Genomic DNA, 10,939 nt, shown 5'->3' with positions numbered 1-10,939 from the left:
GCAGCACGTAAACTCTCCGGCCTCACCCTAACCTCCGCTAAACCCGTTCAAATAAATCGCTCGTTATGAATAGTAAAAATAATCGTGCTTGCTTCGCTCCGGATCCGTTTAGCGGTGTAGCCTTACCTAAGACGGAAGCAAGGAAGAGATCGTTTGATCGATAAAGGCTTCGTCCATTTGCCCAACCCGGATGACTCCGATTTTGCCGTCGGGCTTAATGAAGAACGTCGTCGGATATTGCGACACGCCGTAACGCTTTCGTGTTTCTTCATTTTTGTCGAGCAAGATCGGGAAGGTCACCTTATATTGGTTAACAAAGTTCTCGACGGCCACCCGCGGCTCATTCAGGTTCAGGCCGAGAATTTCCACATTTTTTCCGGCCCATTTCTCCTTCTGACGTTCAAGCGCCGGCATTTCGTCCCGGCACGGCTCGCAGAACGTCCCCCAAAAATTAACGACTACGACTTTTCCCTTGAGCTCCGCAAGCTCCTTCATATTCCCGTCCAGGCCGACCAGCTTAAAGTTCGGGGCCGAAGCGCCTTCCGTCGGCTTCTTGTCGCTGAAGAACAAATTGTTCGTCAACGTCCAACCGCCCACGAGAATGACAACGGCAAAAATGGCAATTTGTATCCAAGTTCTATGTTTCCCCATCATCCCACACCTTCAAACCCGACTGTTTGTCCGTTCCTAACTTTATTATAGCGAAAATTGTCAAGCGTCGGATTCACCTTTTTGAATATTATGTGACTTGCCTTTCCCCATTTCGAGCGCTGCGGTACGCAATTCGTCCACTTCGTGCGGCGTTAAGCTCCGCGACTTGCCCCGGGGCACGCCGGTAAGCTGAAGCGGTCCGAACTGCACCCGTTTCAGCTTGACGACCGGATGATGAATGGCCTCGAACATGCGCCGCACCTGGCGGTTGCGGCCCTCGTAAATCGTAATCTTGACGACCGTTTCATTCTTCTCCGGATTCACGTCCTGATATTCCACTTCGGCCGGAGAAGTCATCCCGTCCTCTAACTTGATGCCGTCCCTCAGCTTGTCCAGCAATGAACCGTGCGGCACCCCTTTGACCGTCGCCAAGTACGTGCGGGGCACGTGATGCTTGGGGTGGGTCAACAGATGCGCAAACTCTCCGTCGTTCGTCAGCAAGAGCAATCCCTCGGTGTCGTAATCGAGCCGTCCGATCGGGTAAATCCGCTCCTTCAAATGTTTAAAGAAATCCGTCACCGTCTTCCGGCCTTCCGGATCCTCGGCACTCGTGATAACGCCCTTCGGTTTGTTGAACATCACGTAAACCTTGGACTGCTTGCGGATCGGCCTTCCGTCTACTTTAATCAAGTCTTGGCTCGCATCCACTTTGACCCCCAAGGTTGTTACCACTTGATCGTTCACCTGCACCCGGCCGGCGGTTATTAATTCCTCACATTTTCTTCTCGATGCGATGCCGGCTTCGGCAAGCACTTTTTGCAAACGTTCCATTTCTCTAGTCACCTCAAGCTAATGATACCTATCCTCGGGTGAAATCACAAGCTGAGACCAAGGAAAAGCAGCTCCGGGGCACGAGACGGAGTGCGGAAAGAGATCTTTCGGCCCAAAACCGTACGTTTCGGATAAACGCAAAACAAGCTTGTTCAGCACAAACCATTGCTCTTTCTCTTCGGGCGTCCGGATGCTGCGCGGTTCCGTATAGTCGCCTTCCAAGCAAATATGAATGTACAGCGGGTCCGTTTGGGCGGAAGAAGGGATGATGACGCCGTTCCTGGCGATAAACAGGTCATACCCTTTTCCGTTAATGGCGGGACAAGCGGAATGATGAATGATAATGCCGTAATACACCATACAGGTCACCTCTTCCGGGATCGCTGCCTTAGTATATGTACGGACAAAGGAGGGGGTGAAACGAAGGAAGCCATTACGCGGTAAACACCAAATAACAAATGACGATCGAGGCGATAAAGCCGACGGCGTCGGAGATCAGGCCGACCTTCAGGGCGTATCCCGCTTTACGGATGCCGATCGCGCCGAAATATACGGTAATGACGTACAGCGTCGTATCCGTACTGCCTTGAATCGTGGAGGCGATGCGCCCGACCATCGAATCCGGCCCGAACTGCGAGATGAGATCGGTCGTGAAAGCGAGCGATCCTGCGCCGGTAATCGGACGCAAGAAAGCAAGCGGGATGATTTCGCTCGGCACCCCGAATCGTTCACAAATCGGCTTCAGCCAGCCGATGAATAAATCCATCGCGCCGGACGCGCGAAATACGCTGATCGCCACCATCATGCCGACGAGGTGAGGAATGATGCGGATCGCCGTATCGAAGCCGTCTTTCGCCCCGTCCACGAACGATTCGTAGACGGGGATTTTCCGGTAAGCGGCATATAAAGGGATAAACACGATGATAACGGGAATCGCCCAGGCGGATATTAAGTTGACCCATTCATACACGGCGCCTCATCCTTTCCTCAAATCGCTCGGCGAATTTCGACTTCTGTACCATCGGTCGACCACGATCGCCGCCAGCGTCGAAATGAAGGTGGCCATTAAGGTCGTGCCGACGATTTCCGCGGGATTGGCCGAGTTGTAGCTCATGCGAATGGCGATCAGCGTCGTCGGGATCAAGGTAATGCTCGCCGTGTTCAGCGCAAGCAAGGTACACATGGCGGGACTTGCGATTTCCTTGTGCGGATTCAGCTTCTGCAGCTCCTGCATCGCTTTGATGCCCATCGGCGTAGCCGCATTCCCGAGTCCGAAAATGTTCGCGCTCATGTTCGACATGATGTATCCGAGCGCCGGATGATCCTTCGGGACACCGGGAAACAGCATGCGGACGACGGGGCTGAGCAGTCTGGCCATCGTTCGCAGCAGGCCTGCATCCTCGGCGATCCGCATCATCCCGAGCCAGAACACCATGATGCTGATCAGGCCGAAACAAACGGTGACGCCGCTTTTCGCGCCTTCAAAAACGGCCTCGGTCACCAAATCGATTCTTCCCTGAAATGCGGCGACGATGAATCCGGCAACGATAAAGAACAACCAAATAAAGTTGACCATAACTAGGCATGCCCCTTCCCTCCCATGATCGGACTGGAACCCTTGTCGTACGATTAATCGGTTTGTCCTGTGAACATCACCCGGGTGAATGCGCTTAAAATGTATAACCATCTATCCGAAAGCCGCCAACCGTCCGCATCCGACTCGGAGAATGCGAACGTTGACCGGTCCGTTGCGGAAAGCCGGGGACTATCCTTGGCTACAAGCGGTACGTTACCGATGGCTCTGCCGTTCAACGTAAACTCGATCCGTCCCTTCAAGCCCAGCTTGTAATCAGTGGAAGTGACGTCGTTCAATATCAGCTTGCGCTCGAATTTTCCGTTCTCCGCCTGCTCGGCCGGATATCGGAAAGGTGCCCCAGCCACGAATTCCGTGCCTTCAACCGGCTCCGCTTTGCCGATCAGCGTCGTGAGCGGGTAGTGCTCGAAGCCGTAATCGAGCAGCTGCGTATGATCGATCCAGTCATTCGGATCGTTCAGCGTGACAACGGCTAATTGTTGTCCGCCCCGCGTCGCGGAAGAGACCAGGCAGCGCTTGGCCAGCTTCGTGTACCCGGTCTTCACGCCGTCCGCCCCGTCGTACAGCGACAGCATTTTATTTTTATTGACCCAAGAGTAATCCCAGGATTCATTCGGATTCGGCACTTTTTTGACTTTCGTTTTGACGATTTCCTGGAAGACCGGGTTTTTCAATGCATAAGCAGTCAGTTTGGCCATATCGCTTGCCGTAGAGTAATGGCCTTCTTCATCCAAGCCGGACGGGTTTTTGAAGCTGGAGCGCGTCATTCCGATCATTCTCGCCTTCTCATTCATCATATAGGCGAAGCCCTCGACGCTGCCCCCCACATGCTCCGCTATCGTGGTTGCGGCGTCGTTGCCGGAACGAAGCATAAGTCCGTACAGCAAGTCTTTCAAATTCATCTCTTCATTCAGCTTTAAATAAATCGAGGAGCCTTCTTTGCCGAAGGCGTTCTTGCTGACTTTCGCCAAATCCGTCAGCTTGCCGTTCTCGATGGCCACGATCGCCGTCATGATCTTCGTCAAGCTGGCGATACGCATCTGTTTGTCCCCTTTGACGCTGTACAGCAGCCTGCCTGAGGTGACGTCGATCAGCGCCGCGCCTTCCGCGCTGGTGCTTATTCCCGGAGCCGCCTGCGCGGTCGGAATACCGCCGAAGCCGGCGGCGACAAGCCATAAGGCCAACAACAGAAACCATAGTCTTCTCATCATGATCCTCCCACCAAAACGTTCCTGTATCACCGGCGGACGAATTGCCCCGACACAAACAAACGATCGAAGGACAAGTTCGGCCTACTTGTACATGTATATGCGAATCGGGCCTGGTTATGTATGCATGCGGACGGTACACAAAAAACCGGCAAGGCGCAAATTCACCTTGACGGTCTTCGTTCTTGCAAGCTTTTAGGCTAATGGCCGGATGCAGTCCGGCTCGTCATAGGCAACGCGCCCGACTTCGGGCCGCACCTCGTAATAATCCATCCGCTCCGCCGGGAACGGTTCGAGCAGCGGCAGCAGCTCCGCCTGTTCGCGGACGCTGCGGTCGAGCCACACCTTCTCCCGCTCCCGGGTCAAAATGACCGGCATCCGTTCGTGGACTTCCGCAACTAATCCGTTGGCCGCAGTCGTCACAATCGTGCACGTATGCAGCTTGTCGCCGTCCTCCCCGACCCACGTATCGTAAAGCGCCGCCATCCCGAATAAGCCTCCGTCTTTCAGCACGAATCGCACCGGCTGTTTCCCCCCGCCGGTCTTCTTCCATTCGTAGAAGCCATCGGCAGGAATGAGGCAGCGCTTACGCGACAGCAGCGTTCGGAACGACGGCTTCTCCGCAACCGTTTCGGCTCTTGCGTTCATCATGCGCGCACCCGACTTGGCGTCTTGCGCCCATGAAGGTACAAGCCCCCAGCGGAGCTCCCCGAGACGGTTCGCCGCACGTTCGCCAAAGCCCTGTTCGCCGCCGAGAATCGCGGGGATCCACTGGCCGGGGGCGGCATTGTACCGCGGCTGGTATTTACCCGGTCTTCCATCCAGCAAAAAGCGCATCATCAGCTCATCCCACGAAACCGTAATCGTATACCGTCCGCACACGAGGCATAACTCCTTACTTATTGTTCCATTCGTCGCCTTTGCCGCAAAGCAAGCAAAAGCAGTCTACATCAACTATATTCCTTAGACCCGGAAAGAGCAATACCGCTTGATGGAACATGCAGCGGGGGTTATCCTTTCTCGAGCGGACAGCGGAATCGCATAAAGAAAGCTGCCCTGGACCGGGCAGCTTCTCGATAAAGTTAAACGATGAAATTTGGGTTCTCGATGTTGTTCGTTACGGATGTCGACTCTGTCTCCATAGTGGAGCCGGCTTTGCCGCCGTTTTTGATCATCGATTGAATGCGGTCGACCACTTGCGGCGCTGAATCGATAATTCGTTCCAGCAAGTGCGTTTGATTGTCGAGCGGCACGATCTTGACCCCTTGTTTGCCGACAACCAAAAATGCGATCGGGGTAATCGACACCCCGCCGCCGCTGCCCCCGCCGAACGGAAGCGCAACCGAAGCGTTCATCGCATCATGGCGGTTACCGCCATTCCCATTCGCATGCTCTTCCGCCGTGACGAACTCGCTGCCCCCTGCCGCGAAGCCAAAACCGACTTTGCTGATTGGCATAATGATGCTGCCGTCCGGCGTTTCGACCGGGTCGCCTACAATCGTATTGACGTCGACCATTTCTTTAATATTTTCCATGGCCGTCTTCATTAACCCTTGAATCGGATGCTCTGCCAACGTGGAAACCTCCTGTCTGAAGTCGGATTAAAGAACAGTTTTAGCTTAACCGGAGTACCTCCAGACTATGTAGGGGAAACAGAATCCGAAGTCGCGTCGCTTCGTTATTCAGGACGTCGGCATCAGCACACGGCGCCAAGCTTGCAGGCCGCCTTCCGTCTTGCGGACGCGCATCAGGAGCTGAACGCCTCCGGAAAGCAAATGCCAGATCCGGATACGAATCGTACAATCCCCTTCGGTCAAGAACATCATTTGATTAAAAACCGGCGTCACCTGCAGCTGCGGCTGGGTTTCCAAACGAATGTACCGGCATACAAACCCGAGCAGCGACGACTTCACCCCCCAGAGCGTCCCGACCAGAAAGGCTGTCTCAGGCGCATCCCCAATGCCGACCGACGTTTTCCAATTCAGCTTCGTACAATGGACATGCCGAAGCATCCGGCTCAGCCACTCGTTGAAATCGAAACAATGCGTCAGCAGTATCCGTACATCCTCGAACATCTGCTTGATTTTATCCGCGTTGATCGTTTCTTTCCGATCGGCAATCAAGCGCCCTGCCCCGGCGTTGACTTGTTCGGATTTCACTTCCAGCCCGGCGCGAAGACCCTTGAAACGGAGGGTCGGCACTTCATAGTGAAAACGGACGAGACCTAGCAGCGCCCTGACTTCAACGGAAATCTCGTCGTTCTTATCCTGATGGGTGAAGGCGAGTCGAATGTTCACCCGGCTTCCCAAGAGGAGAAGCAGCACGAAGAGCAGTCCCGCGGCCATCCAAACCCAAACCATGCTAATCTCCTCCCGCACGGCAAAATTCTGGGGAAAACACAAAAAACTCCCGGTACCGGAAGCTTGCCGCTTCATTTCCTCAGGAGTTAGTATGGCTTTACCTTGGTAAAACATGCACGTTTCAGAAGTCGTTCGACTTCGAAGACACGTCTTCGAACGTCATTTGCTCCCCTTCCAGCTTCTCGAACAACAAGCGCGTTTCCTCTTCCAGGTTGTCGTCGTTCTCGAACAAACTCGTTTCCGGCAAATCGGTCAAACTGCCCAATCCAAAATAGTCGAGAAACGATTTGGTCGTCCCGTATAAAATCGGTCTTCCCGGCGCATCCGCCCGGTCCACCTCTTGAATCAAATCCTTGGCCACCAGCGTCTGCAGCGCCCGGTCCGCCTTCACGCCGCGGATTTCCTCGATCTCGATACGCGTAATCGGCTGCCGATACGCAACAATCGCGAGCGTCTCCAGAGCCGCTTGCGAAAGCGACGTTCGAGAAGGGGAATACGCCAAGCGTTCGAAGAACGGCGCATGCTCCGGCACCGTGGACAACTGATACGTCCCCGCCAGCTCCACGATTTGAATGCCCCGCCCTTGCCGCTTCAATTCGCTTTGCAGGTCCAGCACGAGGTCGGTGACAAAAGCGGCATCTTGCTCCAGCACTTCGGCCAGCTGCTTGGCGTCGAGCCCTTCGTCTCCCGCCACGAACAGCAAACCCTCAATAACTGATTTCATCTGCCCAGAATCCATTTGCCGTTCCATCCTCCCGCACCTTTATCACGATATCGTCGAATAATTGATGTTGAAAACATACGATCTTCTTCACCTTCATCAGTTCCAGCAATGCAAGGAAGGTGACCACGATTGAATCCCTTGTCCGCTCCTGATCCAGGAGTTTGGAGAACAGGAGCTTCCCTCCGTGCTGCTCGAGCGCGCCAATGACCTGAAACATCCGATCCTTGACGGAAATTTCGTCTTTGCGGATTTTGGCAACCGCATTGCGGCTCTGCATCCGGCGCATCGCTTTGCGGAACGCCTGAACCAAATCGGAGACATGCAGACCTTTGACCGGATTATCCACAACGACGGGGACATAAGGCGTCAAGTCCTCGGGTTCGCGCGTATAAATCAAGCTGCGCTCCACTTCCTTGTCACGCAGATGATCGGCGATCGCTTTGTATTTGCGGTATTCGATCAGTTTGGCCACAAGCTCGGCACGAGGATCGTATTCTTCGTCCATCAAATAATCGTCGAAATCCAGATCAAGGACCGGAGGTTTCGGCAGCAGCATCTTGCTTTTGATCGAAAGCAGCGTCGCCGCCATCACTAAAAACTCGCTCGTGAATTCGAGCTCCAGCTCCGTCATGGCGTCCAGGTATTCCATGTATTGATCCGTAATGTCTTTAATCGGAATATCATAGATATCGACTTCCGCTTTATCGATCAAGTGAAGCAGCAAATCAAGGGGGCCTTCAAACGTTTCGAGCTTTACCGTGACCTTCATGTCGCTTGTTCCCCCTTGTTCCCCACTTCCCGCTAGTTTCTGCCCGCCCGCTGTAGATCTTAGCTGTATGGTTCGTTATTGTTTATTTAAACTGCTTAACCAGATTGGCCATCTCGATCGCTGTAACCGCGGCTTCCCAGCCTTTGTTGCCCGCCTTCGTGCCTGCCCGCTCGACCGCTTGCTCGATCGAATCGGTCGTCAGAACGCCGAACACCGTCGGCACGCCCGTTTTCAGCCCGACCGCAGCCACTCCTTTGGCCGCTTCGTTGCACACGTAGTCGAAATGCGGCGTTGATCCGCGGATGACCGCCCCCAGCGTAATGACTGCGTCGTAACGGCCGCTCTCTGCCATTTTCTGGGCGATCAGTGAAATTTCAAAAGCGCCCGGCACCCAAGCCAGCTCGATCTCGTCTTCTTCCACGCCGTGACGTTTCAACGCATCCAGTGCGCCTCCGACCAGCTTGCTCGTAATAAATTCATTAAAACGGCCTGCTACGATCCCGTATTTCAGACCTTTCGACACTAAATGACCTTCGTATACTTTCGCCATAATCTCACAACTTCCTTCCGAATTCAATATTTTTTTTGATGCGGCCAAACCCGCCATGCTTAATCTTGTGCAAAATTGAGCAAATGACCGAGCTTCGCTTGTTTCGTATGCAAATAGTGGGTGTTGTCTTCGTTCTCATCCATCTGAATCGGTATGCGTTCGATGACCTCCAGCCCGTAGCCTTCGAGTCCGCGAATTTTACGCGGATTGTTCGTGAGCAAACGGATTTTCCTGATGCCGAGATCCTTCAATATTTGCGCTCCAATGCCGTAGTCGCGCAGATCCGCGTCGAAGCCGAGCTTCAGGTTCGCATCGACCGTATCGAATCCCTCTTCCTGCAGCTTATACGCCTTCAGCTTGTTGATCAAGCCGATGCCGCGGCCTTCCTGACGCATATAGAGCAGCACGCCGGAGCCCGCTTCATCGATCTGCTTCAGCGCCGCGGCGAGCTGCGGACCGCAATCGCAGCGGTGCGAATGAAACACGTCGCCGGTCAAGCATTCCGAGTGAACACGCACCAGCGTCGGCGTGTCGGTGTCGATGTTCCCTTTGACAAGCGCCACATGCTCCTTCTGGTCGACGACATTCGAATACGCAATGGCCGTGAAGCTGCCGAAGTCGGTCGGCATCCGCACTTCCACTTCGCGGTTAATGAGTTTTTCTTTATAATTGCGGTATTTGATCATATCTTGAATCGTGATAATTTTCAAATCATGCTTTTGCGCGATTTCCATCAGGTCCGGCACACGCGCCATTTCCCCGTCTTCCTTAATGACCTCGCAGATGACGGCAGCCGGATACGCGCCGCACATCCGGGCTAAATCGACGGCCGCTTCCGTATGGCCCGCTCTGCGGAGCACGCCGCCCTTTTTCGCGATCAACGGAAAAATGTGGCCCGGCCGGCGGAATTGATGCGCCCTCGTCTTCGGATCAATCAACGCCTGAACCGTGCGGGAGCGCTCCGAAGCCGAGATGCCGGTCGTCGTTTCCGCATGATCGACGGAAACCGTGAAGGCCGTGCCGTGATAATCGGTGTTGCGCACGACCATCGGCGGTAAATCGAGCTCCTGAGCCCGCTCCTCGGTAATCGGTACGCATACGAGTCCGCGCCCTTCCTTGATCATGAAATTGATGATCTCCGGCGTCGCTTTCTCCGCCAAGGCAATGAAGTCGCCTTCGTTCTCCCGGTCCTCGTCATCAACGGCGATGATCACTTTGCCCAGCATCAGGTCGTAAATCGCCTCTTCGATCGAATGAAATTGAATCGGTGCCGTCATGTTCTCTCGCCTCCCACTAGTTTGGGTTACATAAACCCGTGCTCCGTCAAAAATGAAGCTGTCAGCCGGCTCTGCGGCTTGCCTTGTCCTTCCGGACCCGCGCCGCGGAAGCCCAGCAATCGCTCGATATATTTACCCAGCACATCGGCCTCGAGGTTTACTTCGTCTCCGGCCTTCTTGTGCTCCAGTATCGTCTCTGCCAGCGTATGCGGAATGATCGAAACGGTAAAATGCGCTTCCCCCGACTCGACGACCGTTAAGCTGATGCCGTCGATCGTAATCGAGCCGTGCGGAATGACGTATTTCATCATCCCCGCATCTCTCGGCTCCACCCGGAACACGACGGCGTTCTCTTCCGGCGTTCGACTCGTGATGATGCCCGTCGAGTCGACATGACCTTGTACGATATGACCGCCGAAGCGGCCGTTCGCCGCCATCGCCCGCTCCAGATTCACCCGAGCGCCGGTTTGCAGCCGTTCCAGGTTCGTTCGGCGGAAGGTCTCCGGCATCACATCGACGGTAAAACTTGACTCGTCGTAAGCGACGACGGTTAAGCACACGCCGTTCACCGCAATGCTGTCCCCCAGCTTCACGTCTTCCAGTATACGTTTCGCGCCGATGGTGAGCACCATGGCTTGGCCTTGTTTGGCGATGCGGCGCATCGTGCCGATTTCTTCGATAATGCCCGTAAACATCTTGTCATTCCTCGCTTTCGTACCGCGGATAACCGGACAAGCACACGTCCTCGCCGCAGCGTTCCACCTGAAGCCGTTCGAGCTTGATCGCCCGGCTCATCGTCTCGAAGCCGGGAAAATCGAAGTTGCCGGGTGCCAATGCTCCGCCGCCGATGATTTTCGGCGCCAGGAACAGCACCAGCTTATCGACGAGCCCGGCCGCCAGCAGGGCTCCGCTCAGCTTGCCGCCGCCTTCGACGAGCAGCGAGCCGATCTCGAGCTCGCCGAGCCGCCTCATGGC

Annotated in this window: 15 protein-coding genes; all 15 read right to left on the bottom strand. The window is 54.8% G+C overall.

Annotated features, from left to right (window positions below; translation table 11 throughout):
• Positions 1 to 126: 126 nt before the first annotated feature.
• The gene (locus FKP33_RS13515) at positions 127 to 651 is read right to left on the bottom strand and encodes a redoxin domain-containing protein (protein ID WP_141335497.1); all 525 of its coding nucleotides are present in this window, start codon (positions 649 to 651) and stop codon (positions 127 to 129) included.
• A gap of 60 nt (positions 652 to 711) precedes the next feature.
• The gene (locus FKP33_RS13510) at positions 712 to 1,482 is read right to left on the bottom strand and encodes a pseudouridine synthase (protein ID WP_127607934.1); all 771 of its coding nucleotides are present in this window, start codon (positions 1,480 to 1,482) and stop codon (positions 712 to 714) included.
• 18 nt (positions 1,483 to 1,500) lie between these two features.
• Entirely contained in the window at positions 1,501 to 1,842 is a 342-nt protein-coding gene (locus FKP33_RS13505) for an N-acetylmuramoyl-L-alanine amidase (RefSeq protein WP_054797286.1), read from the bottom strand.
• A gap of 73 nt (positions 1,843 to 1,915) precedes the next feature.
• Positions 1,916 to 2,452 (bottom strand): spore maturation protein, encoded by a 537-nt coding sequence (locus tag FKP33_RS13500; protein WP_054797287.1) that lies wholly within the window; start codon positions 2,450 to 2,452, stop codon positions 1,916 to 1,918.
• 6 nt (positions 2,453 to 2,458) lie between these two features.
• Complete coding sequence (locus tag FKP33_RS13495; protein WP_127607932.1) at positions 2,459 to 3,058, bottom strand: nucleoside recognition domain-containing protein; 600 nt, start codon at positions 3,056 to 3,058, stop codon at positions 2,459 to 2,461.
• A gap of 53 nt (positions 3,059 to 3,111) precedes the next feature.
• Positions 3,112 to 4,287 (bottom strand): D-alanyl-D-alanine carboxypeptidase family protein, encoded by a 1,176-nt coding sequence (locus FKP33_RS13490; protein WP_372812969.1) that lies wholly within the window; start codon positions 4,285 to 4,287, stop codon positions 3,112 to 3,114.
• 192 nt (positions 4,288 to 4,479) lie between these two features.
• Entirely contained in the window at positions 4,480 to 5,166 is a 687-nt protein-coding gene (locus FKP33_RS13485; RefSeq protein ID WP_141335461.1) for an SOS response-associated peptidase, read from the bottom strand.
• A gap of 200 nt (positions 5,167 to 5,366) precedes the next feature.
• The gene (gene ytfJ / locus FKP33_RS13480) at positions 5,367 to 5,858 is read right to left on the bottom strand and encodes a GerW family sporulation protein (RefSeq protein WP_141335459.1); all 492 of its coding nucleotides are present in this window, start codon (positions 5,856 to 5,858) and stop codon (positions 5,367 to 5,369) included.
• Positions 5,859 to 5,966: 108 nt separating this feature from the next.
• A complete protein-coding gene (locus tag FKP33_RS13475; RefSeq protein ID WP_181410142.1) occupies positions 5,967 to 6,644 on the bottom strand; it encodes a DUF2953 domain-containing protein in 678 nt (225 codons plus the stop codon).
• 121 nt (positions 6,645 to 6,765) lie between these two features.
• Positions 6,766 to 7,383, bottom strand: a complete 618-nt coding sequence (scpB, locus tag FKP33_RS13470; RefSeq protein ID WP_054798543.1) for an SMC-Scp complex subunit ScpB — start codon at positions 7,381 to 7,383, stop codon at positions 6,766 to 6,768.
• Complete coding sequence (locus FKP33_RS13465) at positions 7,352 to 8,137, bottom strand: segregation and condensation protein A (protein WP_141335454.1); 786 nt, start codon at positions 8,135 to 8,137, stop codon at positions 7,352 to 7,354. Before FKP33_RS13465 ends, scpB begins: the two co-directional genes overlap by 32 nt.
• A gap of 82 nt (positions 8,138 to 8,219) precedes the next feature.
• The gene (ribH, locus tag FKP33_RS13460; protein ID WP_054798535.1) at positions 8,220 to 8,687 is read right to left on the bottom strand and encodes a 6,7-dimethyl-8-ribityllumazine synthase; all 468 of its coding nucleotides are present in this window, start codon (positions 8,685 to 8,687) and stop codon (positions 8,220 to 8,222) included.
• Between the two features lie 59 nt (positions 8,688 to 8,746).
• The gene (locus tag FKP33_RS13455) at positions 8,747 to 9,964 is read right to left on the bottom strand and encodes a bifunctional 3,4-dihydroxy-2-butanone-4-phosphate synthase/GTP cyclohydrolase II (RefSeq protein WP_127607928.1); all 1,218 of its coding nucleotides are present in this window, start codon (positions 9,962 to 9,964) and stop codon (positions 8,747 to 8,749) included.
• Positions 9,965 to 9,990: 26 nt separating this feature from the next.
• Positions 9,991 to 10,659, bottom strand: a complete 669-nt coding sequence (gene ribE, locus FKP33_RS13450; RefSeq protein ID WP_127607927.1) for a riboflavin synthase — start codon at positions 10,657 to 10,659, stop codon at positions 9,991 to 9,993.
• Between the two features lie 4 nt (positions 10,660 to 10,663).
• On the bottom strand, positions 10,664 to 10,939 hold a 276-nt coding region (locus tag FKP33_RS13445; RefSeq protein ID WP_141335452.1), incomplete at its 5' end, for a RibD family protein.

This window comes from Paenibacillus sp. tmac-D7 (assembly GCF_006519665.1).
Taxonomy (GTDB): Bacteria; Bacillota; Bacilli; order Paenibacillales; family NBRC-103111; genus Paenibacillus_G; species Paenibacillus_G validus.
This window is presented reverse-complemented; position numbering and strand designations above follow the sequence as displayed.